The following is a 25,776-nucleotide window of genomic DNA, read 5'->3' as shown; positions in this document are numbered from 1 at the left end:
GAATTACATGTCTACGACACGACCGCGGCGACGTTGGTCGTGATCGCTCCGGCGACAACCAGGAGGAGGACGGCGACGACCGCTCCCGCCCGGTACAGCGGCAGGGCGTTCGCCGCGGGCTCGCGGAGCTTCTTCCCGTTGAGTCCGGACTCGAACCGTTTTGCGCCCACCTCGACGAGCCCCGCGAGGACGAGCCAGAGGACGACCATCGCGAGCACCAGCTGCCCGTTGATCGTGTTGAACAGTCCCTCGGCGGTGTAGCGGGTTCCCGCGAGATGGCCGCCGGTGAGCAACAGGACGAGCGCGCTCACGCGCGAGATCGACGTCAGTCTGCTCGAGATCGTTTCGAGGGGTTTCGTCGAGGTGAACGCGCCGTCTCGAGCCAGCGGGAGGACGACGAACGCGACGTAGAAGACGCTGCCGGCCCAGAGCGCGGCGAAGACGAGGTGGGTCGTCTGGGCGAGAAACGTGTCGACCATATCGGAAGCTTCGCGACCGACGGTATCAGCGTTCCGACTTCTCCCGGCTACTCGAGCCAGTCGGGGAGCCACGCGACCAGCCGTCGCCGAACCAGGACGTAGCCGAGCGAGATGGCGAGGCCGCCCGCGACGACCGAACCGATCCAGCCGTCGAAGACGAGCAGCGCCGGCACCGCGAGCGCGAGTGCGAGCGCGCCGTCCTCCGGCGCGCCGTCGTAGCGGATCAACCGCCGTGGACGTAGCCACCGACCCCGGACGTGGTCGTAGACCGCGCGGTCGCCGACGTCGGTCCAGGGGTTCATCTCCGGACCGTCACCGAGGACGTCGCTCGCGGCGTGGAACCAGGCGGCGACGACTGCGGCGGCGACCGCGACGACGGGACTCGAGGGAACCACCACCGCAGCGCCGACCGCGAGCGCGGCGATGGGCAATCCGGCAATTGGGAAGTGCAGGCTTCGGCGGTGCTCGAGAACGAGGTCGAGGTCGGGTACGAGCCCGCCGACGATCGCACCGACGGCGAGGGGACTCGAGAGCGTCGGAACGGTGGCGGCGACCGGAGCTACGAGGGCGAGCCCGGCGAAGACGTGGGTGGTCGCCATCATCTCAGCGGTCCGGCGACCCCGTCGGGGTTCGGCTCTCCGTGCTCCGATCGTAGACGATCACGACGGTGAGCGCGGCGCCAACCCAGATCCCGATCCAGAGGGCGATCGCGGGGCCGGCCGCCCCGATCGTCCCTTGCTGGATCGAGAGCAGAGTGAGATAGCCGAGCAGGGCCGTCGCGAGGGCGAGGCTGGGGACGGCGATTCCGAGGACGAGCCAGCCGACGTACTGCCATCGGCTCGTCCGCTCGCGTCCGCAGTCGGGACAGCGAGCCGCCGCTCGAGGACGCTGCGATCCGCACCGTTCGCACGGCTCCGTCCCGGACATCGCGTTCGAGTTCGTCGCCGGTCGCCTTCGTTCTGTCGGCCGTAGAACCTGTTCTCAGTCCGACCGCTCCGGCACGAGTCCCTTCTCCTCGAGCTCTGCGATCGCCCCGTCGGCCTTCTCGAGTTCGTCGAGGCCCATCCCCTCGAGGACGTGGTCGGCCTTCGTGAACTGGATCTCCGAGTAGTCGACGAGCTGGACGCGGTTCCCCCACGGATCGTGAAACTCGAGGCCAGGAACGTCGAGGCGTTCGACGCCGCAGTCCTCGAGGCGCCGTTCGGCGGCGTCGGTGTCGTCGACGACGAGCCCGAAGTGACGCTGACCGTCCCGGTCGGTATCGTCGCTTTCGGCGAGCGCGATGAACTGATCGCCCATATCCAGAAAGGCCTTCGAGTCGGACCGGCTCCGGAGTTCGAACGCGAACAGATCCTCGTAGAACTCGAGTGCGTCGTCGATGTCGCCGACATCGAGGGCGACGTGGTTCATGCCGACGAGCGACGGTAGTTCCGTTTCGGCGTCAGTCATGTGCGAACGGTCGCCGCGGACGGCCGTCAATCCCCTGTCGGCAGCCCGGCGGCTACTCGAGGTTCTCGCCCTGGTAGCTGCCGTCGTAGGCGCCCTCGTGGTTGGCCTCGGCGAACACCAGCTGAGCGATGCGGGCGCCGCGAGCGATCTCGACGTCGTGGTGGGCCTGCAACAGCCCCTCACCTCGGCCCTCGTAGCCGGCGTCCCACACCGCGGTGTTCAACATACAGGAGTTGCGCATCAGCGACGAGCGCGGGTAGACGAAGCCGACGTGGCCCTCCGGGATCTCGATGCGTTCGCCGTAGCGAGCGACGTAGGCGCCCTCGGGCAGGTAGTAGGTGTCCGGCGCCTTCTGCTCGAGTTCCTCGAGCGGGCGGGCCACCCGGTCGCCGATCTGTTTGCCGTCCCGGCCGATCCGACCGGGCTCGAGCTGTTCGAAGACGACGTCGAGAGTGAGGTCGACGCCGTTGGGCTGGATCTGATCGTCGGTCGTCGGGGAGACGTACTCCGCGACGAAGGCGCCGGAGCGGAACATAGCGTCGCTACGCGCCGGAGCCGAAAAAAGAGTATCCGTTCGGAGCGCCCGTGCCAGGGCGTTACGGAACACGCTCGAGGAATCGTCGTCGGCCGGCTGCGCGCGAGTGGACGAACGATCGGCGGTGTGGCAATACTTACGCGAAACCCGGTCGAATGCCCGGAAATGACACGGTCGTTCCCGATAGAAACACGCTGGATTTATCAAGCCGGAAAGCCGAAATCCGCATGCTATGGGACAGACGCTCACCGAAAAGATTCTCGACGACCACCTCGTCGAGGGCGAACTCGAGACCGGCGAGGAGATCGGGATCGAGATCGACCAGGTACTTACCCAGGACACGACCGGAACGATGGTCTGGCTCCAGTTCGAGGCGATGGGACTGGACGAGGTCCAGACCGAGATCGCCGCGCAGTACTGCGACCATCAGACCTACCAGTTTGACTTTAAGAACACGGACGACCACCGCTTCCTGCGCTCTGCGGCCGGCACCTACGGGGCTCACTTCTCTCGTCCCGGTAACGGTATCTGTCACAACGTCCACCGCGAGAACTTCGCCGCGCCCGGCAAGACGCTGCTCGGCTCGGACTCGCACACGCCGACCCCCGGCGGCCTCGGCGAGCTCGCCATCGGCGCCGGCGGGATCGACGTCACCGTCGCGATGGGCGGTGCGCCCTACTACATCGAGATGCCCGAGATCGTCAGCGTCCGACTCGAGGGCGAGCTCCCCGAGTGGGCCACCGCGAAGGACGTCATCCTCGAGCTGCTGCGACGCCTGAGCGTCAAGGGCGGCGTCGGCAAGATCCTCGAGTACACCGGTCCCGGCGTCGAGACGCTCACCGCACCGGAGCGGATGACGATCACCAACATGGGAACGGAACTCGGCGCGACGACGTCGATCTTCCCGACCGACGAGCAGACCGAGGACTACCTCGAGCGCGTCGGCCGCGGCGACGAGTACGTCGAGCTCCAGCCCGACGACGACGCCGACTACGACGACGAGATCGTCGTCGATCTCTCGGACCTCGAGCCGCTGATCGCCACGCCGTCGATGCCCGACAACGTCGTCCCCGTCAGCGAGGTCGAGGGCGAGTCCGTCGAGCAGGTCATCGTCGGCTCCTGTACGAACGGCGGCTACGAGGACATCCTCCCCGTCGCGAAAATGCTCGAGGACCGCCAGACCTCCCTCGAGACCGAGACGATCGTCGCCCCCGGCTCCAAGCAGGCCTCCGAGATGCTCGCCCGCGAGGGCTGGGTCGCGGAGATGATGGCTGCCGGCGTCAACTTCTCCGAGGCGACCTGTGGTGCCTGTATCGGGATCGGCCACGTCCCTGCCTCCGATTCGGTCTCGCTGCGGACCTTCAACCGCAACTTCGAGGGCCGTTCGGGTATCGAGGACGACAACGTCTATCTGTGCTCGCCGGAGGTCGCCGCTGCCGCGGCCCTCGAGGGCGAGATCACCGATCCGCGCAACCTCGACGACGTCGAGGCCCCCGGCGTTGAGCTTCCCGACGAGTACGACGGCTCCAAGACGGATCTCATCGCCCCCGACGAGGCCGTCGACGACGAGCTCATCAAGGGTCCGAACATCGGCGACGTCCCGATCCGCGACGAGCTCGGCTCCGAGATTTCCGGTGAGGCCCTGCTCAAGATGGAGGACAACATCACGACCGACCACATCATCCCCGCAACGCAGGACATCCTGATGTACCGGTCGAACGTCCCCAAGCTCTCCGAGTTCACCCTCTCGCGCGTCGACGACACGTTCGCCGACCGCGCGCTCGAGGCCGACGGCGGCTTCCTCGTCGCCGGCGAGAACTACGGTCAGGGTTCCTCGCGCGAGCACGCCGCGCTCTGCCCGATGTACCTGGGCATCGAGGGCGTCCTCGCACAGAGCTTCGCCCGGATCCACCGCGCGAACCTCTTCAACTTCGGGATCGTCCCGCTGACGATCGACGAGGACACCTACGAGTCGATCGACCAGGGCGACGAGATCGAGATCGTCGACGACGTCTACGAGGCCGTCACGAGCGGTCAGGAGGAGTTCACCGTCCGCGTCAACGGCGAGGAGTTCACCGCGACGCTCGACGCCTCCGAACGCGAGCGCTCGATCCTCGCGGCCGGCGGCAAACTCTCCTGGACCCGCGACCAGGCCGAGGACAGCGGCGCCGCACCCGCCGACGACTGATCCCAACGCGGGACGCCGATCTTTTGTTTTCTAGCTCCGTAGCTCCTCGAGGAGTTATAATCTTGATCGAATGCTCTAGGTTCGAGTTGCTGCTGAGGTCTCTCATTGCACGGCATTTTATCACAATGTACCAGCCGAAGGAGAACGATAATAAGCAGGGAGATGCGTTTGTCGTCACGTATGCGTAGTCAACACAGCGTTTTCGATACGAGTCGAAGTCCCAGTGCGGTCGGGAATATCCGTGGCCAGCCCCTTTCCGAACTCGTGCTCAGCCTGCTCGACAGCGCCTTCGCCGGCGTCTTCTGTGGATCCGAACAGAGGAACCGATATGGGGAACACCCGGTACGCTGAGCAGGCCGCCCCCGTATGGGTCGAGTACGCCGCCGCATCCGATAGCCACGCCTCCGGACACGTCGTTCTACAGTGACCAATGACTCTCGAACGATGTGTCCGGCTTTGCCAGCGACTGGTGTCCCGGACGTGCTGGACTGGGTGACAGGTGAAACGACGAGCCCTGTCTCCAGCGCGGTGCTCGCCTAACCCCCTGGACTAACCGGCAGCGCTGGTCGTTGTTCGCTCCCGGCGGACCTCGTGTCCGTCAGGTAGGGCAGCCTCTGTGTTTTTATTCCAAATTTTACTCCGACGAATTTAATAGGAAGAACGCCACATTCTCGACTGTATGTGGGAATCAACTCACCATTCGCAGCTGAGTAGTGCGGTGAACTACAGCGGTCCGACCCTCGAAGAACAGGTTCGCAGCTTGCTCGACAGCGCGTTCGCCGGTATCTTCTCGCCAGCCCAGGAGGAGCACTATGACTGCTAAGACACCGACAGACGAGTCCGAGGAGCAGACGGAAGAACCAGCCGCGGAGCCGCTTACTGACGGCGGAGTCACGAACAGCGGAACCAAGACCACTGGCGGCGGAATCGCCATTCGTGGTGAGAGTATCAAGGACGCGGAGCTGACGCGCAGCGAACTCATCCTCTCCTCGTCACTGCCAAAGAAGATCTGGCTCCGCCTCCCGTGGTTGCTGGTTGCACTTGCTGGTGGCCTCCTCGCTGGCGGGGTTATTGGTGGCGCTGAAGGGTCACTCGAGGCAGCCGAGATCGCGCTGCTGGCCGTTTTCGTTCCGGTGATCATGGACATGGGTGGGAACGTCGGTACCCAGGCGTCCACGATCTTCGTCCGCGGGCTCGCAACTGGACACATCGATGACAAGAACGCGATGAAACACCTCGCTCGAGAGGGCGTCTTTGGCGTCGTCATCGGCCTCATTATCGGTGGCATCGCCGCAGCCATCGCGCTGGTCTGGCAGGATAACGCAGCGCTATCGATGGTGCTGTTCACCGCTCTGTTGACCGTCTGTACGGTCGCCAGCGTGTTCGGGTACCTCATCCCGTGGGCCGCACACAAGCTGGGATTCGACCCCGCTGCGGTTTCCGACCCCGTCGTGACGACGTTCAAAGACCTTACCGCCGTGCTCATCTACTTCGGCCTGGCGATCTGGCTGCTCCCGGGGGCGTTGTAAACGATGGCCGACCCCGTTTCCGAACTCGTCTCCGACGAGTTTCAGACCGCTGACCCGGCGACCACCGTCGACGAGGCGATCGATCTCTTCCGCGATCGAACGCCAACGGACGGAACGACGTTGTACTATCTGTACGTCGTCGACGGCGACGAACTCAGTGGAGTCGTCTCGCTCAACGACTTGCTGAACGCCGACCAAACGGCTTCCGTCGGGGAAATCATGACAACCGATATTCGGACGGTTTCGACCGACACACCGGTGGCTGACGCAGCGGACATCGTTTCCGAACGGGGGTTCCCTGCGCTGCCGGTGACCGACGGATCGAAAATCGTCGGCGTCGTGCGGACGGGCGATCTGATTGAAGCGGTCGAAGACGAAGGAACGATGTCAGCGCTGAGAAAAGCTGGATTCTGGGTGTAACAGGCCTGGCTGATCCGGTCTCGACAGCGCATATTTTGTTGGCACGAACTCGAACGGAAAACCGAACCCATGGCCCGAAAACACTACCAGGATGAACTCGAGGCGCTCCGTGAGGCGGTAATCGAGATGAGCGACCTCGTCTACACGCAGTTCGACCGCTCTGTAACAGCCCTCGCTGATCACGATACGGAGTTAGCCCGACAGGTCGTCGAAAGCGAAGAACGAATCAACGAACACTATCTCGAAATCGAGCGCAACTGCATCGACCTGTTGGGACTTCAACAGCCGGTTGCCGGCGACCTCCGCTTCGTCGCCGCGTCGTTCAAGATCAGCACCGATCTCGAGCGGATCGGCGACATCGCGGTCAAGATCGCCGAACGAACCGAAGCCGGGCTCCCGATGATGGACACCGACGTCGACGTTCCGTCGATGGCCCAGGAAAGTGCAACGATGGTCGCCGACGCAAGCGACGCCTTCGAGGCAGCCGACGCGGAGGCGTGTCGGGAAATCATCGCTCGCGACGACCAGATCGATCAGCTCGCGAAACACGCGAACCGACAGATATTCGGCGAAACGGTCACCCTCGACGCCAAGACCGTCGATCCGGACGAGTACTACGAGGAGCTCCTCCGTCTCCTGCTCACCGTCACTGACATCGAACAAGTCGCTGACCACGCGGCGAACATCGCCGCTCGGACGATCTATATGGCCACTGGGGACGACAGTTTCCTCGAGTAACACCACCTATCGGTGTTCTGAACAACTACTCGAAACTGTCACTCATCGATTTATCTTCCGGCTCACGTCGTGGCCACTCGAGTTCGAACTCCAGGTGTCGCATCATCCCTTCCTCTTCCATGTCGTCTTCAACTTCGACTTCGTAGGTCAGCTCCTCGGGTGGATTGATCTGAAACGTCGTGCCACCCATATCGAGGTCGAACTCACCGTCGTCTCTGAGGCCGCTTGCGACCGTCTCGAGGTGATCTGCGATTTCATCTCGGCTCGCTTCTCATTCGCGTTCGATTTCTCCCTCGGACATGACGGCCGAGCGTGCCACGGACCCGATGATAAGCCTGTCCTATGATAGCATAGACGATATGTTGGCAGCGACGCCTCGGATTTCGATACGACAGCAGCGTCTGTCCTCTCGTGTACAATTTTCCTCCCTCCCACTGGCGCCGACGAAGCGACCGAGAGTCGCGCGTCCCGGCTTACGCGGCGTCTACCCGTCGGCACGCCGTCGCATCTCTGGGTTACGGACGCCGTAACTACACGCTCCGACGGCTACGGCCGATCCATGTGGCCCTGGGGACACCTCGGCGTGGCCTACCTCCTGTACTCGCTGTACGCCCGCGGCCGGTTCGGACGGCCGCCCCGAGCCGAGCCGGCGCTCGCGGTCCTGGTCGGCTCGCAGTTCGCCGACCTGATCGACAAGCCGCTGGCGTGGTGGTTAGGCATCCTCCCAAGCGGCCGCTCGCTCGCCCACTCGTTGCTGTTCGCCGCAGCGCTGATTCTCGTCGTCTACGCCGTCGGGTTCGCCTTCGGCCGTCTCGAGACGGCCACCGCGTTCGTCATCGCACACCTCTCGCATCTCCTGGCCGATATCCCGCCCCGGGCGTTTCTCGGATATCCGTTCGAGACGGAGTTTCTGGTCTGGCCGCTGCTCGAGCAGCCGACGTTCCGGTACGGCGAACGGCTGTTCGAACCGCCTGCGGTCGTCGAGCTGGTCGTCGGCCCGTTCACGAATCCCGCGATTTTCTTCCTGTTCGAGTGGGTGCTGTTCGGGACGGCGATCGCGCTGTGGTACGTCGACGGCTGCCCGGGACTGAGATACGTCGATCCCAGTTCCCGTCGCTGAGTCCGATCATCGGATCGAGAGCGAACGCGTCTTGTGAACGCAGCCGATAGCTCGAGCGAATGCCCCCCGATCACGCGAACGCTGGCTACCGGCGGCTGTTCGATCGCGAGGGACTGACCTTCGGCGCGGGCTTTCCCCTGACCGGGACGAATCGGTCGACACCCGATCCCACGACCGAAATCGAACTCGCGACCCTCGCCGAGGAGCTTGGGTTCGACGGCCTCTGGGCGCGGGACGTTCCCACCTACTGGCCGAAGTTCGGTGATGCGGGCCAGACCTTCGACACCTGGCCGTGGCTCTCCCACGTCGCGGCCCACACCGACGACGTCGCGCTGGGGACCTCGAGCGTCGTCCTCCCGCTTCGCCACCCCTTACACGTCGCGAAGTCGGCCGCGACGGTCGATCGCCTCTCGGACGGCCGCCTTGTGATGGGCGTCGCCTCCGGGGATCGGGACCCGGAGTACCCCGCCTTCGGCGTCGACAGCGAAAATCGAGGCGAGCTGTTCCGCGAGGGGTACGAGGCCCTGCGGACGGTGTGGCGGGAGGAGTATCCGGAACTCGAGGGCCGATGGGGACGGCTCGAGGGCGACCTCGACGTCGTGCCGAAACCGGTCGGTGGAACGATCCCCCTGCTGCCGACCGGAAACTCTCGACAGTCGGACGACTGGATCGCCGAGCACGGCGACGGCTGGCTGTTCTATCACCTGCCGGAGTCGACGCTCGAGAGCTACATCGCACAGTGGCGCGAGGCGACCGAGGACAAACCGTTCGCGATCGCGGTTCGAGTCGAACTCGCCGAGGACCCGACGGCCGACCCCGACCCCCTGCATCTGGGCTACCGGGCGGGCATCGAGTGGTACCGCGACTACTTCCGCCGGCTCGAGTCCTACGGCCTCGATCACGCGATAATCGGGCTGCAGAGCGAGGACCGCGAGCGCGCGTTCGAGCGGTTCGCCGACGACGTAATCGCCGAGCTGTAGGCCGCCGTCGACGACCCCAGGCGCTCACGTCGGGTACCGATCACGCCACGGCCGCCGTCGCTCGAGGGCGGCACTGGCCGTGAGGACGTCGGCGTCGCCAAAGCGCTCCCCGGCGAGTTGCATGCCGACGGGCAGCCCGTCGACGAACCCCGCGGGGACCGAGGCTGCCGGGTGGCCGGTGAGGTTGTACGGCTGGGTGAGCACCCAGCCCCGTCGTGGTCCGATATCGACGCCGTCGATCGTTTCTGGGGGCTCGCCGAGGGGAAACGGAGTTGTTGCCAGCGTCGCCGACGCGATCAGGTCGTACTCCTCGAAGCGGTCCTGCAGGCCGTCGAAGACTCGCGATCGGACGACGTCCGCCCGCGTGAGTTCCCGCACCGTCGGGGGGTCGACGTCCAGGACGGTCCCGACGAAGGCGTCGTGGAGCCGGTCGCGGTCCTCGCCGCGCGGATCGAACCCCTGGGCCTCGAGGTCGTCGAGGGCCGCCTGCCAGCGAACGGTCGCCATCGTGTAGAACGCCTCGAGGATCTCCGCGCGGTCGTGGCCGAACTCCGGATCGACCTCCTCGACGGTTGCGCCGGCTCGCTCGAGCGCGCGGACGGCGTCGTCGGTCGTCTCCCGGACCGCGGGCTCGAGCGGGTAGATCCCCAGATCCGGGCTGTAGGCGATCCGCAGATCGTCGATCGGTCGGTCAATCGCAGCGAGGTAGTCGTCGGTCGCGGGCACGGAGTGGGGGTCGTCGCGGTGGGGGCCGGCCATGACGGAAAGGGAGCGCGCGGCGTCCTCGACGGTGCGGGTCATCGGACCTGCGTGGTAGAACGGCGTGTGGCTCGCGAAGGCGTTGGGGCGATCGACGTTCGGTACCAGCCCGTACGTGGGTTTGTGCCCGTAGACGCCGCAGGCGCTGGCCGGGATGCGGATCGAACCCCCAGTATCGGAGCCCGGTGCGAGCGGGACGAGGTGATCCGCCAGCGCTGCCCCCGCTCCGCCCGAGGAACCGCCAGCGGTTCGCTCGAGGTCGAAGGGCGTGCTCGTCGGGCCGACGACGCGGTTGTCCGTCGTCGTCCCCACGCCGAACTCGGGCGCGTTGGTCTTGCCGACGATGATCGCGCCCGCGGCCCTCAGGCGGGCGACGTACGCCGTGTCGGCGTCGGCGACGCGTCCGGCGCGGAGCCGCGATCCGTAGGTGGTCTCGATCCCCGCGACGTCGTCGATGTCCTTGACGGCGACGGGGACGCCGTGGAGCGGCCCTGGCGGCTCGCCGCCCTCAAGCGCGCGCTCGGCCTCGCGGGCCGCCTCCCGGGCGGACTCCTCGGCGACGGTGACGAACGCGTTCGTCCGGTCGTTTCGCTCGCGGATTCGCTCGAGGTGGTCGTCGACGACCTCGACGGGGGACAGCTCGCCGTCTCTAATCCCCCGTACGATTCCGGCTGCGGAACGCCGTGTGCTCTCTCTGCCCATAGTGACGGTCACACGAACGAACGGATAAGCGTGGTTCCGGCGGCTTCAACCGGAGGGGGATCACGACGACTCGAGGAGCCTCCGGAGCCCCGTCAGAACCTGTCGATCGCGAACGGCTCGATCGGGTGGTCGGTCTCGCCCTCGAGCGCCAGATCGGCGAGGAGCTCCCCGATGACGCTGGCGAACTTGAAGCCGTGACCGGAGAAGCCGGCGCCGACGGCGACCTGCGGGTAGTCGGGTAGCGTATCGAGGACGAAGTCGTCGTCGGGCGTGTTGGTAAAGAGGCAGGTCTGGAGTCCCATCGTCGGTCCGGCGCCGTCGGGGAAGTACCGTTCGGCGAACTCCCGGAGGAGCCGTTCGTCGGTCTGGGTCGGCTCGCGCTCGAAGGCGTCGGGATCGACGACCTCCTCGCGGTGGTTGTACCGGCCGAGCTTGAACCCCGGGACGTCGTGGACGGGAAACCCGTAGTACCGGCCCTCCGGGACCTCGAGGTTCCAGACCGGGAACCGATCGCGCTCGAAGTGGTCGGGTTCGGTCGGCTGGAGCCACGCGAGTACCTGTCGCTCGGGAACCAGCACCGACTCGAGGGCGTCGACGAAACGTCCCGCCCACGCGCCGGCGGTGACGACGAGCCGATCGGCCTCGTAGCCGTCGTGGTCGGTCTCGACGCGGACGCCGTTGCTCGTCGGGCGCCAGTCGACGACCCGTTCTCGGGCCCGGATCGTCGCCCCCGCCCGGTGGGCGCACTCGACGTGGGCGACGGTGCAGACCTCTGGCTCGAGGAACCCCCCGTCGGGCTGGTAGATCGCCTCGTACCCCGCCGGGAGCCGGTAGCCGGGGTAGCGATCGGTCAGCTCGCTGCTCGACAGTTCCTCGTACTCGAGGTCGTGTGCCTTACAGGAGCGCCTCGAGCCCGCGACCAGTTCGCCGTCGGCGGGCCCGGCGTCGACCGATCCCGTGCGGTAGAACAGTCGCCGGTCGGTCGCGTCCTCGAGGCCGTCCCACAGCTCGGCGGCTCGCTTCGCGAGCGGGACGTAGGCCGGGTCCTCGGCGTAGGCGAGCCTGAACATCCTGGAACGGCCGTGTGAGGAGCCGTAGTCGTGGGGGACGTCGTAGCGCTCGAGGCCGAGGACGTCGGCGCCTCGCGTCGCCAGGTGGGCGGTCGCGGCGCTCCCGATTCCGCCCACCCCGAGGACGATAGCGTCGTACCGATCGGTCATGGGTTCGTCTACGGAGCGGGGTTCGAAAACAGTTGGCAGTTGTCGGTCGTCACTCCTGCCGAGCGCGCTCGCGGATCAGGCGCTGCTGGCGGCGTTCGGTGACGTGACCGATCCCGTCTGCCAGCTCCTCTCGAACCTCGTCCTCGAAGGCGTCGGCGTCCTCGAGGAAGCCGTCCGAGAACTCCTCAACCAGTTCGTAGGTCCACCGGTCGCTGATCGCGCCCGCAGGCAGATGGTCGTCGCGCAGGCGGTCGGCCAGCTCCTCATGGCCGGCCTCGCGCAGTTTGTCCTCGGCGTCGCCGATTCGGTCCATCGCGTGGCCGAGTTCGTGGTGAAACTGGAGCAGGTTTCCGTAGGCCCGGTGGACGTACTCGATGCCGAGCTGAAGCTCGTGCAGAGCCGCCTCCTCCGTCTCGCTCAGCTCGAGGGCCTCGAGATCGGTGTCAGTATCGTGTGCCATCCGTCGTTGGGACGGCGACCGACGTAAAAGGCGTTTCAGGTCCGGAAGCCGGTTTCGGTTCCCGTACTCGGGGCGTTACCGGAACGGCTCGAGCTCCGGTCCGGCACCGCATCGGTCCCGGAACCGGCGTCGACGATCGTCCCCGTCGCCGGCATCGCCAGCACGCTCACCAGTCCACTGATCGATCCGGTGTGGTTCGCTCCGCAGCGGTGCTCCCGACAGAGGCGACAAACCTCCTCGTACTCGATACCGGGGAGCGCTCGGATCGTCGACTCGTGATCGCCGACGAACATCGGGAGCCAGTCGTCTCGCAGCGCGGCCGCGTTCGTCCCGTCGCTCGAGTCGCCGACGCGCTCGCGGTAGAGCTGGCCGAGCCAGTGGAGCGCCCGCGGCCGGGAGAGCGAGACGCCGCTCTCGTTGTGGGGAATCGCCGCGAGGTCGGGTGCGAGCCGTGACACCGCGCGGTTGACGACGTTCTGTCGAATCGCGTCGGATCGGGGCAGCTCGAGCGAGAGCTCGATCAGCCGGCGATCGAGAAACGGGTAGACGGTCGGCAGCACCTGTACGTCGGCGTACCGGTCGAAGGAGCTCTCGTTGGTCAGGGGGTACCAGAAGTCGACCCGCCCGAGCTCCGCCATCGACGGGTAGTCGACGCCGTGATCGTGGACGCCGTCGACCGTGTCCGTCAAGGATCGCTCGAGCACCCGACGGGCGGACGGGACCGCGTCGGTGTCGACGTACGCCGGAGTCGCCTTCGAGCGCGTCTCGAGGAACTGCCGCCGATTCTCGGCCGCCCGTCCGACCGGGAGCGTGATGTCGCCCAGCGGCGTCGAGAGCCGGCGGTCGGGAAGCGTCCACCCCTTGAAGAAGACGTCGGCGTACAACCCGGAGACGAGGGTGTCGACGTCCTCGCGGATCTCGTCGGCGACCGCGAGGGTTCGCGCCTCGTTGAACCAGCCGATTCCGTTGCCGTGTCGGCCGTACGCCTCGAGCAGGGCCGGGGTTCGGTCCGGGTTGAGTTCGAGTCGCGTGAACGGAACGTCGATGGTTCGGGCGACGCGGGCCGCGATGGACGACTCGTCACCCGACGTCGTCGAACCGGTAGTGAACCCGTACGCGCGGTCGGGGTCGACCGTCGCCGCGAGGAGCCTCGAGTCGCTGCCGCCCGAGAGCAACAGGCCGTGGGTTCGTCCGGACCGAACCCGGTCGTCGACGGCGGCGGCAAAACGGTGGAGAAACCTATCGACGAACCGATCGGCGGACAGCGACGTCGGCTGTGGAGTCGGGTACCAGTAGCGGTCGTGTGCAATCGAGTCCTCGTCCCCGAGTTCGACCGTCGTGATCGAGGCGGGCGGCAGCTGCGCGACACCCTCGTAGAGCGTCTGCGTTCCTCGGACCCGCTTGTGAGCGAGGTACTCGACCAGTCCGGACGGATCGAACGCGGCCGGAACGGCGGGGTGGTCGACCAGCGACTGGACGGACGTCGAGAACAGCAGGCAGTCGCCGCTCGAGTGATAGTACAGCGGTCGACTGCCGAGAAGATCCGTCACGAGCCGCAGCCGCCGGTCCGCGCGCTCGAGGACGACCGCGACGAACTCGCCGTTGAGTTCGGTCAGCGCCTCGAGCCCGTCGGCGGCGTACTCGCGTGCACAGAACTCCGGCGTCGAGACGCCGACAGGCCGTCTCCGCCGCGAGCCGTCACCGAGACGACTGTAGACGGTGCCCGACATCAGCAGCGTCGCGTCTCGCTCCGGAACCCGAACCGGCTGTGGGGTCTGTCGGTGTGTCGCTGCGAGGCAGGTCAGCCCGTCGCCGTCGTGTCTCGCCTCCTCGCCGACGCCGTCTCGGCCGATCCACTCGGCCATCGACTCGATATTCGATCTCCCCCTCCCGAACGCACCGCAGACCCCGACCATTACGAAACGTTTGGCGAAGAAGGGGTATTACCCTTCGGCCTACTAATCCAGATGGCGCCCGCTACGACTCCGTCTACGGGCCAGCCATACGCCCGCTGATCGTCGTCTTGATACAGCCGAAGGAACGCGGGGAGCGCGCCGGTAACCGGTCACGAGAAGCCGTCTCAGGCGTCGGCCCGGAGCAGGGTCGTGAACTCCCGAGCGAACGCCTCGACGTCGTCCCAGTCGGTGTACTCGTAGTCCCGGGCGGTGTCGGTGTCGCCGCTGGCCCGGCCGGCGATCCATCGCATGACGAAGCGCTTGAGCCGGCCGTACTCGCTGTACTTGAGCGCGCCCGCGACCGCCAGCGTCCCGTCGGGGTTCCACCCGGTTTCGTCGAGGAACGCCTCGAGCAGCGCCGTGGCGGGCTCGCGCTCGCCGGGATCGTCGTGGGCTGCCGTGAGGCTGACCGAGAAGAACGCCGACGGCCGCCGATTCAGGGTCTCGAGGTGGTCCCGAACGAACGAGCCGACGTAGCGCTGGTGGGAGCCGCCGTGGATCGACGCGCCGACCACGATGCCGTCGTAGGTGCCGGGATCGAGCCCATCGGGCGGGTGTTTCAGGTGTGTGAGGGTTACCTCGTAGCCCTCGCCGCCGACGACGTCGCCCATCCGCTCGGCGATCGCCTCGGTCTGTCCCTCGCTCGTGCCGTAGCAGATCAGGACCCGGGTCATCGACGGTCACCTCGAGCGGTCGGAGTGGAGTCGTCCATGCGCGTGTTCCAACCCGCAGTTCTATCAAGGCGCAGGGCCCCTCAGAGCGACAGCTCCTCGCCAAGCGAGGGGGCTTCGGCCGTGAACCCTTCTTCTCGGAGTTCTTCCGCGAATCGCTCACAGCGATCGCCGTGGTTTACGAGAATCCGGGCGTCGGCGTAGGGAGCGAGGAACTCGAGCAACCCCTCCCGGTCGGCGTGTGCGGAGAAGTCGTACTGCTCGACCTGCGCGCTGACCCGCATCGAGCGGCCGTCGATGACTGCGCTGCCGGTCTCGTAGAGCTCGCGACCGGGGGTGCCCTCGACCTGGTAGCCCGTCATGGCGATCTTGTTCGTCGGGTGCGAGCGGATCGCCGGAACGTACGTCATCGCGGGGCCGCCGTGGAGCATCCCGCTGGTGGTGACGATCACGGTGTTTTGCTCGGCGATCCGTTCGCGTTGTCCGTCCCGACCGTCGACGAACCGGGCGTTTCCCTTCGCCCGCCGGAGCAGGTCGGGATCGCGCAGGAACTCGCGATTGCGCTCGCGGAGAAAGAGTTCGGTGACGCGCTTTCCCATCCCGTCGACGTAGCACTCGAGGCCGTACGCCTCGCAGAGACAGAGCACCTCCTGAGTGCGACCGATCGCGAACGCGGGGACGACGACGGTGCCGCCCTCCCAGAGGGTGGTCTCGAGGCTGTCGACGAACGATCGCTCGATCTCTTCGCGGGGCGGCCGGCTCACGTCGGAGTACGTGCTCTCACAGATCACGGCGTCGGCGTCGGGACGGGCCGCGGTTCCGGAGAGGAGCTGCTGGTCCTCGGTGTGGAAGTCGCCGGTGTAGAGCAGCCGCGTGTCGCCGTCGGAGACCAGCACGTGGGCGCTACCGGGGACGTGACCTGCGTCGAAGAAGGTGACCTCGTAGCCTGCAGCTTCGAAGGACTCGCCGTAGCCGTGAGTCTCCGAGACCTGTGCGAGGCGGGCGATCTCGGTCTCGGTGAACGGGCAGTTGTAGCTCCCGCCGTGAAGTTTGAGGGTATCCCGCGCGAGCACCGTCGCGAGGTCGTACGTCGGCGGTGTCCAGTGGATCGGCGGGCGGGCGTCGCCCGCCAGCAGGGTGGGGATCGAACCGACGTGGTCGAGGTGGCCATGACCGACGACGACCGCGTCGGGGTCGGCGTCGCCGATCGGAAACGACGGCGGGTTCCCCGAGTCCATGCCGAAATCGAGCAGCAAGGAGTCGTCGATCAGCACCGCGCTGCGACCGATCTCGCGAGCCCCGCCCAGAAACCGAACGTCCATACCCGGTCTTTCCGCTCGAGTCGCTTGCCTCCGTCGGTTCGCCGACCGGCGTCAGCGGTCGTCGCCCAGCGCCCGGCCGACGAGAAAGAGCAGGGCGAAACACAGCACGACCATCGCGGCCTGGGAGACGGCCCCGATCGGACTGTCGACGGAGCCGCCCGTCGCGAGCGTCCAGACGTCCGAGAGCCCCCGCGTGCTGCCCGCGATGCCGAGCAGCGCCAGCAGCCCGTAGCCGTAGATGGGGAGTCGTCGCCGACCCGTCGCACGGCCGAGCCAGCCGATCGCGACGATGGCGATCCCGAAGAACGCGGGGATGAGCGCCGTGACGCTCGCGAATCCGGTTCCGACGTACGCGACCACACCGAGCAGGATCAGGAGGATTCCGATCGCGATGCCGCCGCCGAACAGCCCCGTTTCGTCTGTCTCCATGGCTGATACGAGTTTCGGCGGGGTAATACTGGTTACGCTCGAGCCTCGCTGACGAAACGAATTGTCCGAAGCGCGAGCGCTCAGGACGAGCCGTTCGACCGGGCCTCGCCGGCGGGCGGATCGCTCGAGGGGGCCGTCCGCTGAAGGACGCCGATGAGGTAGACGTCGAGCAGGCAGACGATCAGGACGGCAAGCGGGATCGCGACGTCGGCGTAGCTGACCGACTCGAACTGCAGGGCGGTGATGACGAACGGGTCGCCGAGCTCGAGGGCACCCGAGACCGATCGGGCACTGAGAAAGCCGAGCGCGAGGACGTAGAGGGTGAACCAGATCGACCCCCGTTTCCACTGGCCGAGATACCAGTGACCCAGGCCGGCGATCAGCGCCGTGAGGAGATAGGCCGGCCAGAACGGTCGTCTGCGATCGGTCATACCCGACAGTTCGGGACGGGGCACAATCGGTGTTTCCCCTCCAGGCTCGCAGACGACGTCAGTCGCTTGGTTCCGCTTCTGGCCCCGCAGGCGAGGCGTCGTCGACGACGTTGTTCGTCCAGGTCCCGCGCAGGAACCAGGCGGCGGTAACGATCGCCGAGAGGACGTAGGAGACCGCGATGGCGTACCAGACGCCGATGACGCCCATGTCGAGGACGACGATCGCGATCGCGGCGATCGGGATGCGGTACAGCCACAGCTCCTGAATCGACAACAACATTGCGGCGCGGGTCGACCCGCTGCCCCGGATCCCGCCGAGCATGATCTGGAAAGCGCCGAGGAAGAGGTAGGAGGGCCCGGCGATCGTGATGTAGGCGGCGCCGTAAGCGATCACCTGCGCCGACTCATCGCCCTCGATGAAGATCGCCGTGATCGGTTCGGCGAACTGGTAGGCGACGCCGATCACGACGGCGAAAATCGAGAGAACGAGCGCCGCGCTGAGCGTGACCGCCTGCTTGGCGCGGTCGACCTGCTCGGCGCCCAGGTTCTGCCCGACGACGGTTTCGGTGCCGCGGGCGAGCCCGAGTGCCGGCAGGAACATCAGCGATGAGAGCCGATTGACGATCCCGTAGGCGGCGACTGCCTCGGTGCCGGCGATCGCGATCAGTGCCGTAAGGACGGTGATCCCGAACGCGCGAAAGCCCTGCTCGGTCGCGATCGGGCCGCCGATCTCGAGGATCTTTCGAACCGTCTCGCTCTCGAGGCGGAGGTCCGACAGCGAGGGCTCGAGCCCGACCCGACCCGAAAACAGCAGGTAGAGGCCGACGGTCGCGGCGATACCGCGGGAGAACACTGTCGCGATAGCTGCGCCCGCGACGCCGTACCCATCGAAGCCGGTCGCCTCGTAGAGGGTCGTCTCGAGGCCCGCCAGCCCGACCCAGGCGAACATCGGGTTGTCCTGGAAGCCGAGGATGAGAAACGGGTCGATGACGACGTTGATCGCGACGCTGATCACCATCAGGTACAGCGGCGTTCGCGTGTCGCCCCACCCTCTCGAGAGCGCGTCGAAGATGAAAAACCAGAACATGAACGCGACGCCGACGAAGATGATCCGGGTGTAGGTAACGGCGTAGGTGAAGGCGTCGCCGCCCGGCTCCGCGCCGATCAGGCGGATCATCCAGGGCGAGAGGAGGTAGCCGACGATTCCGAAGACGATCGCGACGATCGTCACGAACGAGAGGGTCTGGCCGGCGACGTGAGAGGACCGCGTGAAGTTACCCGCGCCCTTGTGCTGGGAGATCAGCACCGTCCCGGCGACGGTCAGACCGCCGCCGACGCTGACCATCAGGAAGACGATCGCCCACGAGTACGACAGCGCGGCGACGCCGTCGCCGCCGAGCCGACCCACCCAGTAGGTGTCCGCGAGGTTGTAGCCGACCTGCAAGAGTTGGCTGGCGACGATCGGCGCCGAGAGAACCATTAGCGGCTTGAACAGGTCGCCGTCGGTGACGTTGACCGAGCGATCGGTGCCCTTGCTCGACCTGCTCACTCCCGATCACGCTCGGTCGGTTCGTCGTCGTTACTCTCGTCCGCATCGCCGTTTCCGTCGTTACCCAGGTCGGCGGCAAGGCGGTGTTGCTGGTCGGACTCCGGAAGGGTACTCGGATCCCGATCGGCCGGGAACGACGCGTCCTCGGCAAGCAGGTCGTCGAACACCCACGTGGCGGTCCCCTTCCGGACTTGCTCGAGGTACTCGTCGCGGCCGATCGTCAGCTGGCGGATGCGGGCCCCGTCGAAGGCCGCGATCAGCAGCGCCGCGGTCTCCTCGGGATCGTGTTCGTTGAACTCGCCGGCCTCGAGCCCGTCCCGGAGGATCTCCTCGAGGACCGCCCGAAGCTGATCGTCGCTCTTGCGGAGCTTCTCGCGGAACGTCTCGTTGTACGGCGCCTGCGTGCGCAACTCGAGCATCGCGACGTGGAACGACTGTCGGTCGTTCTCCTCGGGACCGTAGAGGAACCAGTCGACGAACACCGCCAGCCGTTCGACCGGTGGACGGTCGCGGGTTTCGGCGACGCGCTCGTCGAAGCGCTCGAAGAGGAACTCAAGGAAATCGCCCAGGATGTCCTCCTTGGAGTCGTAGTGGTAGAACAGCAGCGACTTGCTTTTGTCGGTCCGATCGGCGATATCCTGTGCCGTCAGTTCCGTATAGCCGTGCTCGCAAAGGGCCTCGTACACTGCGCGCATGATCGACGCGCGAACGTCGGGATCGGTCACTAACTGACTAGTTAGTCAGCACAGATAAGGGTATTTCGGTTCGAAGGGGTGTTCGAGAGTCGCACGCTCACTCCCGGTACCGGCGAATCCCGAACGCTTCGTAGCCGCCGAACGCAATCTCGAGCGAGCCGATCCACCAGTTCCAGCGCTCGGTCGGGCCGCCGTCGGGGGCATCCGCGAGCTCCTCGACGACGATTTTGGCCGTGAGTCGGGTCCCGGTATCGGCCTCGTAGCGACCGGAATCGTCGAGGTCCGTCGCCTGGCGGGCGACGACGCTAGCGGCGCCGCTCGAGCCGCCGAACTCCTCGCGCAGTCGTCGCTCGAGGCGGTCGCGGTCGATGCTCACGGGAACCGGTACGCACCGAGGGCGGTAAACGCCACCGACCGCAGTCGGGCGGGCGTCGCGTCGAGACCGTGTTTCGATGTGTTTTTGAGCGCGCGCCGTTTTTCACCGGGCATGGCAAGTTTCACAGTCGTCGTCGGCGATCCGGACTCCGGGTCGACCTACCAGCTCGAAGCGGAGGAACAGGACGCGAACCGGTTCATCGGCAAGTCGATCGGCGAGGAAGTCGACGGCGGTGCCGTCGGTCTCGACGGGTACACCCTCGAGATCACCGGTGGCTCCGACGAGGCCGGCCGCCCGCTCAGCCCCAACGTCGGCGGTCCGAACCTCGAGGAAGTGTTGATGAAGGGCCGACAGGTCGGCTACCACCCCACCCGCGACGGCGAGCGCCGGCGCGTCACGGTTCGCGGCCGCGAGGTCTCCGACGCCGTCGCACAGATCAACGCCTCGGTCGTCGAATCCGGTAGCAGCGACATCGACGAGCTGCTGGGCGGCGACGACGAGTAACTTCCCTCGTTTCTCTACGATGGCAGACAGAATCTCGAGTGACCACCCGTCAGTCCGAACCGTTCGCTCGACGTGTACCGAGACGGCAACGGGAACCAAACTCGACGTTCCGGCCGAGGATCGCGAGGCGTTCGTCCACGACGAGGTCGTCCGTGTCGTCCTCGACGGGAGCGAGCGGTTCGCACGCATCGAACGCGCCCTCACGGGCGAGGAGCTGTCGGTTCCGGGCGTCTACGACACACCGGAGATGGCCCGGAATCCCGGCGAGGGAACGGACCGACTCGAGGAGTGGATCGACGACCACGGGATTCGCTCGGGCGGATCGGTGCTGATCGACGTCGTCGAACCCGAGTTTCTCTACGGGCTCAGAGCGCCCGGCGAGACGAACTTCTACGACGCCCGCGAACCGCCGAGCGACAGTTTGAGCGACATCGCCGACGGGCTGGGGTCGGAGTAACGGGGCGGTTACTCCGAGTCCGCAGCCGGATAGGAGGAGAGAAACCGATCCAGCAACAGCCCGAAGGCGAGGTGCTGGGTCATCGTTCGTTCGAGGGTCGCGCGGACGTAGGCCTCGTCGACGACGGAGTACTCCTTCGTTCGAACCTTCGCGTGCATCGACAGCACGCCCTCCTCCTCGAGTTCGTGCAGACAGGGGTAGACCGTCCCAGGGCTGAGCTGTGCATCGAACGCTTCGGTTAGATCCGCGAGCAGCTCCTTTCCGTGTGTCGACCCGTGGACGCAGACGAGCACGAGCAGCAGCTCCTCGAGGTTTTCTTTGATCAGCGACTCGTCGAACGCGACCTCATCGGTCGCGAGCGCAACGGTTACTTGATCGAACAGTTCGTCGAGTTCGTGGTCCGTCGTTCCCGGTTCGTCGGTCTCGAGGCCGGCAGCACTGGCGCTTCCGGACTCGGCGCTCGAGCGCTCGTCGAACGCGGACGCGACGGAGGAGTCGTGTTTACTCATTGATGATCACGGCGGTGTCGTGGCTGGGCCACCGTCGGGACCGACGACGTCGCGGCGCGACGATCGCGTTCGTCCGACAGCCGTTCCGGTCCGACGCGTTGTGGTGATCCCGGGCGGTTCCGAGACGTGTGGAGTTGTGCCCATCCAACTACTGGCTTCTCGTATCGGAACGTAATAAGTAACAGGGTTCTTTACCTTCATTATTTAGTTAACCAAGATCCATAAAACATCCAGGACGGCGTTTTGGGCCGGTTTAGAAGCGGTTAAAGAAGCGTTTGTGACGTCAGGGACGGCTATCGCTCCAATTTTGTAGCAATTCCTGAGCGTTCTGCCGACGAAAGACGATCGGATCGGGTTACTTGTCGACGGCGCCAACGACATCACCGACGTCCGCCGATCGGTCGTCGAACTGCCGATCGGTCCGCTGGTCGGCCATCCGTCCGACCAGCACGTCGTCCGCCAGGCTCTCCCCGTTGATGCGGGCCACGTAGGCGAGGCTTCGCGCGTGGGCGGCGAAAGCGCTCCCCTCGAGCGAGTCGATCGGTGAGGCGAGGTCATCGTCGGGGTGGTCGGTGGCGTCCCGCGAGACACCCCGAACGTAGGCGACGAGCTGTTCGCGGGCGCGGGGGCCGATCCAGCCCAGTTCCTCGTAGTAGCGCAGGCAGTTCAGCGCCCCCGTCGTTCCGAACCGGTCGGTGAGGTATCGAACCCAGTCGATCGTTACGTCCGTCCGATCGGTCGGTCCGTCGAGCGTCTCGAGGTACGGCGTCGTGTCGGTCATTACTACTGAACGTTTCCTCGCCGGGAACGCAAGAAGCTTCGTTCGATTACGAGCGGTGAGCCGTCAGACGGCGACGACGAACTCGACGAGGTACTGCGTCGCGGCGGCGACGACCGCACCGACCCACGTCAGGAGGACGAAGTGGACCAGCCCGCTGATGGGATGGCCGCGGTCCGTGAGTCGGATAATGACCGCCGACAGCGCCGCGTTGAGCAGGATGGTGAACGACAGCAGGTACTCGATGGCCGCGATGTTGTACTGTTCGGTGTGGAGCAGACCGTCGGTGAAATCGCCCGGCGTCGGCCCGCCGGCGACGTTGCTCTCGGGGTCCTCGGTGTCGTCGAGCTCCATCTCCGTGGTGATATCCATCATGATGTCGACGATCTCGAGCCCGATGAAGAAGGCGAAGACGCTCGCAGCGGTGATCCCGTACAGCACGCCGATGAGGGTCATCGTCTCCTGCTGGCGCTGCTCGCGGACCTTCAGCACCTGGTTGTAGTTCTTGCTGATGAGCTGCCCCAGCAGTTTCGGATCGCCGCCCATCCGGCGGCCGACAACGTACATGTCGCCGAACTTCTGGATGAGATACGAGCCGGTCTCGGCGGCGAACAGCCGCCACGATCGAACGCCGTCGATCCGCATGTTGAGCCGCTTGTACAGCGCGTCGATGTTCGCCGTCAGCGCGCCGAAGTCCTTGTGGCGCAGGCTCGAGAGGACGCTGCTCGTCGAGGTCTGTTTGACGCTCTCGACGGCCCCGAGCGTCCGGACGAAGCTCGGGAACTCGCCGTCGCGGATCTTGACCTTCTGCTCTTCCCGTCGCATCCTCCAGCCGGGATACAGAAGCGGCGTCACTGGAAGCGCAAGCAGGATCGGCAGCGGGACGTCGAGGTCGGGGACCGGCACGAATCCGGACAGGGCGACGAGGACGCCGAGTGCCAGTACAGCACTCGTCCCGACGCCGAGCGCCAGCGCGGTCGGGATCCCGTCCATCGGACCGAAACCGGCGGTCTCCTCTACGTACCAGACCGGGTCGGCGGGCGCGATCAGGTGGATCGCGTAGACGAAACCGAGCTGGACGATCAGGAACATGATGATCGTGCCGGCGATCAGCAGCGTCGGGTTCGTGCCGACGAGGATCGGGAGGACGATCGCGAACACGAGGACGAACGCAACCGACAGCATCATCGACATGTACAGCTCCTTCATGACGTCCAGTTTCGCCAGGTCGGCCTCGTAGCGGGTGACGAACTGCTGAATGATCGTATCCTGCTCGTCGATCAGGAACTCGCTGATCTGCTGGCCGCCGCCGACCGTGTACGCGAGTCGCTCGAGGAAGTCCGTCAGCAGCGGGCTCGAGGTCTGTTTGGCCCGTATCCGGCAGGCGTCGTCGAGGCTCATGTTCCAGGTGTCGACCATCGCGACGAGGTGGCCCATCTCGTCGGCCAGCGCGTCGTACTCCTCCTCCTCGGCCAGGGTTCGAAAGATCTCGACGCGGTTGATGTTCGTCATCGAGAGCACCGTAATGTGGGTCAAAAAGAGGTGAAAGCGCTGTCGGACCTGCTTTCGTTTGCGCTCCTGGAGCAGCTTCGGGTAGCTGACCGCGGCGGCGACCGCGAGCAGGCCGAGCAGGACGACCGGGAGCGTCAGCAACAGGGGGAGACCCAGCAACAGCGCCAGCACGGGCATAAACAGAAAGAACCCGACCGCGGGTGCGACGACAAACAGGAGGTACCGTTCGGTCGAGAACCCCATCTGTTCGTAGGCCATCCCGAGCTCGCGAAGCGCCGAACGGGCGGCGAGCTCCGGCGACGACTGGGTCTCCGAGGACATGTTAGGCGAACTGATCGAGCCCCCTGATCCGAACCGGCAGCCCCTGCAGGCCGTCGCGCTGGAAGTCGGCGATCGCCCGGTTGACCTCGTGGTAGCCCAGCACGTCGGCGTCGATCAGCTGGCGGACGATCTCCGCACGGCGGTCGAGTTCGTCGTAGATCCGGCGGGTGTCCTGGTAGCCCAGCAGCGTCGCGATCTGTTCCTCGAGGACGTAGGAGTTGTTCCGACCCGTAAACGAGACGACGTCGTCCCTGGGATCCCAGCGGAACGCCTGCCGGGTGACGACCCCGCCCTCGTAGTCGGAGTAGCCCTCGATCTCCTGGACCGAGGTGACCCGACGGAGGACGTCGTCGCCCTGCTTGACCCGGTTCTGGAACAGCGCGACGTCGCAGTTGTCCATGAACGTCTCCGGGACGTCGATCGGACTCCCGGTAAAGCGCTGGATCATCGAGACAATGTCGCTGGCGTGGAACGTCAGCATGACCGGGTGGCCGGTCTGGGCGGCCTGGAACGCCATCTGGCCCTCCTCGCCGCGGACCTCGCCCACGACGATGTAGTCGGGCCGCGAACGGAGCGCAGCCGCCACCAGGTCGAACATGTCGACGTCGGCGCTCTCGTCGCCCGACCCTTCCCGGGTCAGGAGCTGCTGCCAGGTGTCGTGGGGCGGAATTACCTCCGCAGTGTCCTCGGCGGTGTAGATCTTGGCGTCCCGTGGAATAAACGAGAGCGCGGCGTTCAGCGTCGTTGTCTTCCCCGAAGCGGTCTCGCCGACGACGAACACCGTCTGCTCGTTCTCGAGACAGAGCCAGAGGTAGGCCGCGAGCTCGGGGCTGAGCGTGCCCCACTTCGTGATCTGGAGGATCGAGAGGGGGACGTCCTCGCCCTGTCGGATCGTCAACGAGGGGCCCTGTACCGAGACATCGTCGGAGTAGATGATGTTGATCCGGGAGCCGTCGGGCAGCGTCGCGTCGATCACCGGATCGGAGTCGCTGACGGGGTGGTCCATCCGTTCGCCCATGTTTCGGAGCCACTGTTCGAACTCCGCTGGCGTGCCGAAGTCGACGGTCGCCTCGATCATCCCGTAGGTACCGTGGTCGAGGTAACACTGGCCGGGGCCGATGACGTGGATGTCCTCGTTGGCCGTGTCGGTCATCACCGGCTCGAGCGGGCCGAGCCCGACGATGTCGCGCTGGAGCTGGTAGCGCAGGCGGGAGAACTGCTCCTCGGTTACGGAGAGCGTGCTCGTCCCGAACGCGTCGAGTAGTCCGCTCGGAGTCGGCTCCTCGGTCGTCTCGGAACCGATCTCGACGACCTCATTTAACAGGGCGTCGATGTGTTCTTCGAACGCCTCGCTGTCGGTCGGGGCGGGCCGCGTGACGCTCTTGTCGAGGAGCCGCTGGCGGATCTCGTTGTACAGCTCCCCGTCGCTGTCCTCGAGAATCGGCTCGACGCAGTAGTACGTCGTCGAGATGCCGACGTCGCCGTGGATGTGACAGAAGATCGGCTCCTCGGGTGTGTAGATGACGTTCGGCCGAGGGGACTCCCAGCCGGGACCCGGCTCGTCGATCAGGACCGGGTACTCGTTGTGTTCGGCGTAGAACCCCTCGAGGTGTTCGCGGAGGTGGGGGTGGGCGTCGGCGAGGGCGGCCAGGTCGTCCTCAAGTCGCGGCGTTCCGAAGTCGGACATC

At 66.0% G+C, this 25,776-nt stretch carries 28 protein-coding genes and 1 pseudogene; 8 read left to right on the top strand and 21 right to left on the bottom strand.

From position 1 onward, the window contains the following. Positions 1-11: 11 nt before the first annotated feature. Genes QA600_RS05755 through QA600_RS05735 form a run of 5 tightly spaced genes read right to left on the bottom strand, consistent with a single transcriptional unit; the run spans position 12 to position 2,463 of the window. Positions 12-479 carry a copper resistance protein CopD gene (locus QA600_RS05755; protein WP_278291002.1) on the bottom strand — a complete coding sequence of 156 codons (468 nt, stop codon included), beginning with the start codon at positions 477-479 and terminating at the stop codon, positions 12-14. Positions 480-526: 47 nt separating this feature from the next. Next, positions 527-1,081, bottom strand: a complete 555-nt coding sequence (locus QA600_RS05750) for a metal-dependent hydrolase (protein ID WP_278291001.1) — start codon at positions 1,079-1,081, stop codon at positions 527-529. 1 nt (position 1,082) lies between these two features. After that, the gene (locus tag QA600_RS05745) at positions 1,083-1,406 is read right to left on the bottom strand and encodes a hypothetical protein (RefSeq protein ID WP_278291000.1); all 324 of its coding nucleotides are present in this window, start codon (positions 1,404-1,406) and stop codon (positions 1,083-1,085) included. Between the two features lie 54 nt (positions 1,407-1,460). Next, the gene (locus QA600_RS05740) at positions 1,461-1,928 is read right to left on the bottom strand and encodes a VOC family protein (protein WP_278290999.1); all 468 of its coding nucleotides are present in this window, start codon (positions 1,926-1,928) and stop codon (positions 1,461-1,463) included. A 52-nt stretch (positions 1,929-1,980) separates the two neighbouring features. Then, a complete protein-coding gene (locus QA600_RS05735; protein ID WP_278290998.1) occupies positions 1,981-2,463 on the bottom strand; it encodes a deoxyuridine 5'-triphosphate nucleotidohydrolase in 483 nt (160 codons plus the stop codon). A gap of 232 nt (positions 2,464-2,695) precedes the next feature. Between QA600_RS05735 and QA600_RS05730 the strand changes: the two genes are divergently transcribed. From QA600_RS05730 to phoU, 4 genes are all read left to right on the top strand, one after another. Beyond that, on the top strand, positions 2,696-4,651 hold the full coding sequence (locus tag QA600_RS05730; protein ID WP_278290997.1) for an aconitate hydratase: 1,956 nt from the start codon (positions 2,696-2,698) through the stop codon (positions 4,649-4,651). An 812-nt stretch (positions 4,652-5,463) separates the two neighbouring features. Then, a complete protein-coding gene (locus QA600_RS05725; protein WP_278290996.1) occupies positions 5,464-6,180 on the top strand; it encodes a magnesium transporter in 717 nt (238 codons plus the stop codon). 3 nt (positions 6,181-6,183) lie between these two features. Next, entirely contained in the window at positions 6,184-6,600 is a 417-nt protein-coding gene (locus QA600_RS05720) for a CBS domain-containing protein (RefSeq protein WP_278290995.1), read from the top strand. 69 nt (positions 6,601-6,669) lie between these two features. Next, positions 6,670-7,338 (top strand): phosphate signaling complex protein PhoU, encoded by a 669-nt coding sequence (gene phoU, locus QA600_RS05715; protein WP_278290994.1) that lies wholly within the window; start codon positions 6,670-6,672, stop codon positions 7,336-7,338. Between the two features lie 25 nt (positions 7,339-7,363). Here the strand turns inward: phoU and QA600_RS05710 are convergent. Continuing rightward, positions 7,364-7,594, bottom strand: a pseudogene (locus QA600_RS05710) (amphi-Trp domain-containing protein); the annotation flags it as partial. Positions 7,595-7,897: 303 nt separating this feature from the next. Here QA600_RS05710 and QA600_RS05705 point away from each other — a divergent pair. Continuing rightward, a complete protein-coding gene (locus QA600_RS05705) occupies positions 7,898-8,458 on the top strand; it encodes a metal-dependent hydrolase (protein ID WP_278290993.1) in 561 nt (186 codons plus the stop codon). 59 nt (positions 8,459-8,517) lie between these two features. Beyond that, positions 8,518-9,438, top strand: coding sequence for an LLM class oxidoreductase (locus tag QA600_RS05700; RefSeq protein WP_278290992.1), 921 nt, complete (start codon positions 8,518-8,520; stop codon positions 9,436-9,438). 24 nt (positions 9,439-9,462) lie between these two features. Here the strand turns inward: QA600_RS05700 and QA600_RS05695 are convergent, their stop codons facing one another. From QA600_RS05695 to QA600_RS05645, 11 genes are all read right to left on the bottom strand, one after another. Further along, complete coding sequence (locus tag QA600_RS05695) at positions 9,463-10,899, bottom strand: amidase (protein ID WP_278290991.1); 1,437 nt, start codon at positions 10,897-10,899, stop codon at positions 9,463-9,465. Positions 10,900-10,991: 92 nt separating this feature from the next. Further along, positions 10,992-12,119: an N-methyl-L-tryptophan oxidase gene (gene solA / locus QA600_RS05690; RefSeq protein ID WP_278290990.1), complete on the bottom strand. Its 1,128-nt coding sequence runs from the start codon at positions 12,117-12,119 to the stop codon at positions 10,992-10,994. A 49-nt stretch (positions 12,120-12,168) separates the two neighbouring features. Then, positions 12,169-12,579 carry a hypothetical protein gene (locus QA600_RS05685; RefSeq protein WP_278290989.1) on the bottom strand — a complete coding sequence of 137 codons (411 nt, stop codon included), beginning with the start codon at positions 12,577-12,579 and terminating at the stop codon, positions 12,169-12,171. A gap of 35 nt (positions 12,580-12,614) precedes the next feature. Continuing rightward, the gene (locus tag QA600_RS05680; RefSeq protein WP_278290988.1) at positions 12,615-14,495 is read right to left on the bottom strand and encodes an asparagine synthase-related protein; all 1,881 of its coding nucleotides are present in this window, start codon (positions 14,493-14,495) and stop codon (positions 12,615-12,617) included. Positions 14,496-14,659: 164 nt separating this feature from the next. Further along, positions 14,660-15,208 carry a flavodoxin domain-containing protein gene (locus QA600_RS05675; RefSeq protein WP_278290987.1) on the bottom strand — a complete coding sequence of 183 codons (549 nt, stop codon included), beginning with the start codon at positions 15,206-15,208 and terminating at the stop codon, positions 14,660-14,662. A gap of 80 nt (positions 15,209-15,288) precedes the next feature. Further along, a complete protein-coding gene (locus QA600_RS05670; RefSeq protein WP_278290986.1) occupies positions 15,289-16,527 on the bottom strand; it encodes an MBL fold metallo-hydrolase in 1,239 nt (412 codons plus the stop codon). 51 nt (positions 16,528-16,578) lie between these two features. Continuing rightward, the gene (locus tag QA600_RS05665; protein WP_278290985.1) at positions 16,579-16,956 is read right to left on the bottom strand and encodes a hypothetical protein; all 378 of its coding nucleotides are present in this window, start codon (positions 16,954-16,956) and stop codon (positions 16,579-16,581) included. Between the two features lie 80 nt (positions 16,957-17,036). Further along, entirely contained in the window at positions 17,037-17,387 is a 351-nt protein-coding gene (locus QA600_RS05660) for a hypothetical protein (RefSeq protein ID WP_278290984.1), read from the bottom strand. A 58-nt stretch (positions 17,388-17,445) separates the two neighbouring features. Continuing rightward, positions 17,446-18,867 (bottom strand): MATE family efflux transporter, encoded by a 1,422-nt coding sequence (locus QA600_RS05655; protein WP_345782009.1) that lies wholly within the window; start codon positions 18,865-18,867, stop codon positions 17,446-17,448. A 65-nt stretch (positions 18,868-18,932) separates the two neighbouring features. Next, the gene (locus QA600_RS05650) at positions 18,933-19,661 is read right to left on the bottom strand and encodes a TetR/AcrR family transcriptional regulator (protein WP_278290982.1); all 729 of its coding nucleotides are present in this window, start codon (positions 19,659-19,661) and stop codon (positions 18,933-18,935) included. A 67-nt stretch (positions 19,662-19,728) separates the two neighbouring features. Then, positions 19,729-20,007, bottom strand: coding sequence for a hypothetical protein (locus QA600_RS05645; protein WP_278290981.1), 279 nt, complete (start codon positions 20,005-20,007; stop codon positions 19,729-19,731). A gap of 111 nt (positions 20,008-20,118) precedes the next feature. Here QA600_RS05645 and QA600_RS05640 point away from each other — a divergent pair, with 111 nt between their 5' ends. Beyond that, positions 20,119-20,511, top strand: a complete 393-nt coding sequence (locus QA600_RS05640) for a 30S ribosomal protein S6e (RefSeq protein ID WP_278290980.1) — start codon at positions 20,119-20,121, stop codon at positions 20,509-20,511. 19 nt (positions 20,512-20,530) lie between these two features. Further along, positions 20,531-20,968, top strand: coding sequence for a hypothetical protein (locus QA600_RS05635; protein ID WP_278290979.1), 438 nt, complete (start codon positions 20,531-20,533; stop codon positions 20,966-20,968). Between the two features lie 8 nt (positions 20,969-20,976). On the opposite strand, the gene QA600_RS05630 is transcribed toward QA600_RS05635, so the two are convergent. From QA600_RS05630 to QA600_RS05615, 4 genes are all read right to left on the bottom strand, one after another. Then, a complete protein-coding gene (locus tag QA600_RS05630; protein WP_278290978.1) occupies positions 20,977-21,477 on the bottom strand; it encodes a helix-turn-helix transcriptional regulator in 501 nt (166 codons plus the stop codon). 355 nt (positions 21,478-21,832) lie between these two features. Continuing rightward, the gene (locus tag QA600_RS05625; protein WP_278290977.1) at positions 21,833-22,258 is read right to left on the bottom strand and encodes a FlaD/FlaE family flagellar protein; all 426 of its coding nucleotides are present in this window, start codon (positions 22,256-22,258) and stop codon (positions 21,833-21,835) included. Positions 22,259-22,321: 63 nt separating this feature from the next. After that, entirely contained in the window at positions 22,322-24,088 is a 1,767-nt protein-coding gene (gene flaJ / locus QA600_RS05620; protein WP_278290976.1) for an archaellar assembly protein FlaJ, read from the bottom strand. Position 24,089: 1 nt separating this feature from the next. Then, positions 24,090-25,775 (bottom strand): type II/IV secretion system ATPase subunit, encoded by a 1,686-nt coding sequence (locus QA600_RS05615; RefSeq protein WP_278290975.1) that lies wholly within the window; start codon positions 25,773-25,775, stop codon positions 24,090-24,092. Position 25,776: the final 1 nt, after the last annotated feature.

It is taken from the genome of Natronococcus sp. A-GB1 (genome assembly GCF_029688845.1).
Classification (GTDB): domain Archaea; phylum Halobacteriota; class Halobacteria; order Halobacteriales; family Natrialbaceae; genus Natronococcus.
The sequence above is the reverse complement of the archived record's forward strand: the minus strand, read 5'-3'. Positions and strand labels throughout refer to the sequence as shown.

Excerpts from the sequence above, each read along its gene's own strand:
- QA600_RS05755 (WP_278291002.1), bottom strand. The coding sequence starts at position 479 with ATGGTCGACACGTTTCTCGCCCAGACGACCCACCTCGTCTTCGCCGCG.
- QA600_RS05750 (WP_278291001.1), bottom strand. The coding sequence starts at position 1,081 with ATGATGGCGACCACCCACGTCTTCGCCGGGCTCGCCCTCGTAGCTCCG.
- QA600_RS05745 (WP_278291000.1), bottom strand. The coding sequence starts at position 1,406 with ATGTCCGGGACGGAGCCGTGCGAACGGTGCGGATCGCAGCGTCCTCGA.
- QA600_RS05740 (WP_278290999.1), bottom strand. The coding sequence starts at position 1,928 with ATGACTGACGCCGAAACGGAACTACCGTCGCTCGTCGGCATGAACCAC.
- QA600_RS05735 (WP_278290998.1), bottom strand. The coding sequence starts at position 2,463 with ATGTTCCGCTCCGGCGCCTTCGTCGCGGAGTACGTCTCCCCGACGACC.
- QA600_RS05730 (WP_278290997.1), top strand. The coding sequence starts at position 2,696 with ATGGGACAGACGCTCACCGAAAAGATTCTCGACGACCACCTCGTCGAG.
- QA600_RS05725 (WP_278290996.1), top strand. The coding sequence starts at position 5,464 with ATGACTGCTAAGACACCGACAGACGAGTCCGAGGAGCAGACGGAAGAA.
- QA600_RS05720 (WP_278290995.1), top strand. The coding sequence starts at position 6,184 with ATGGCCGACCCCGTTTCCGAACTCGTCTCCGACGAGTTTCAGACCGCT.
- phoU (WP_278290994.1), top strand. The coding sequence starts at position 6,670 with ATGGCCCGAAAACACTACCAGGATGAACTCGAGGCGCTCCGTGAGGCG.
- QA600_RS05705 (WP_278290993.1), top strand. The coding sequence starts at position 7,898 with ATGTGGCCCTGGGGACACCTCGGCGTGGCCTACCTCCTGTACTCGCTG.
- QA600_RS05700 (WP_278290992.1), top strand. The coding sequence starts at position 8,518 with ATGCCCCCCGATCACGCGAACGCTGGCTACCGGCGGCTGTTCGATCGC.
- QA600_RS05695 (WP_278290991.1), bottom strand. The coding sequence starts at position 10,899 with ATGGGCAGAGAGAGCACACGGCGTTCCGCAGCCGGAATCGTACGGGGG.
- solA (WP_278290990.1), bottom strand. The coding sequence starts at position 12,119 with ATGACCGATCGGTACGACGCTATCGTCCTCGGGGTGGGCGGAATCGGG.
- QA600_RS05685 (WP_278290989.1), bottom strand. The coding sequence starts at position 12,579 with ATGGCACACGATACTGACACCGATCTCGAGGCCCTCGAGCTGAGCGAG.
- QA600_RS05680 (WP_278290988.1), bottom strand. The coding sequence starts at position 14,495 with ATGGTCGGGGTCTGCGGTGCGTTCGGGAGGGGGAGATCGAATATCGAG.
- QA600_RS05675 (WP_278290987.1), bottom strand. The coding sequence starts at position 15,208 with ATGACCCGGGTCCTGATCTGCTACGGCACGAGCGAGGGACAGACCGAG.
- QA600_RS05670 (WP_278290986.1), bottom strand. The coding sequence starts at position 16,527 with ATGGACGTTCGGTTTCTGGGCGGGGCTCGCGAGATCGGTCGCAGCGCG.
- QA600_RS05665 (WP_278290985.1), bottom strand. The coding sequence starts at position 16,956 with ATGGAGACAGACGAAACGGGGCTGTTCGGCGGCGGCATCGCGATCGGA.
- QA600_RS05660 (WP_278290984.1), bottom strand. The coding sequence starts at position 17,387 with ATGACCGATCGCAGACGACCGTTCTGGCCGGCCTATCTCCTCACGGCG.
- QA600_RS05655 (WP_345782009.1), bottom strand. The coding sequence starts at position 18,867 with ATGGTTCTCTCGGCGCCGATCGTCGCCAGCCAACTCTTGCAGGTCGGC.
- QA600_RS05640 (WP_278290980.1), top strand. The coding sequence starts at position 20,119 with ATGGCAAGTTTCACAGTCGTCGTCGGCGATCCGGACTCCGGGTCGACC.
- QA600_RS05635 (WP_278290979.1), top strand. The coding sequence starts at position 20,531 with ATGGCAGACAGAATCTCGAGTGACCACCCGTCAGTCCGAACCGTTCGC.
- QA600_RS05630 (WP_278290978.1), bottom strand. The coding sequence starts at position 21,477 with ATGAGTAAACACGACTCCTCCGTCGCGTCCGCGTTCGACGAGCGCTCG.
- QA600_RS05625 (WP_278290977.1), bottom strand. The coding sequence starts at position 22,258 with ATGACCGACACGACGCCGTACCTCGAGACGCTCGACGGACCGACCGAT.
- flaJ (WP_278290976.1), bottom strand. The coding sequence starts at position 24,088 with ATGTCCTCGGAGACCCAGTCGTCGCCGGAGCTCGCCGCCCGTTCGGCG.
- QA600_RS05615 (WP_278290975.1), bottom strand. The coding sequence starts at position 25,775 with ATGTCCGACTTCGGAACGCCGCGACTTGAGGACGACCTGGCCGCCCTC.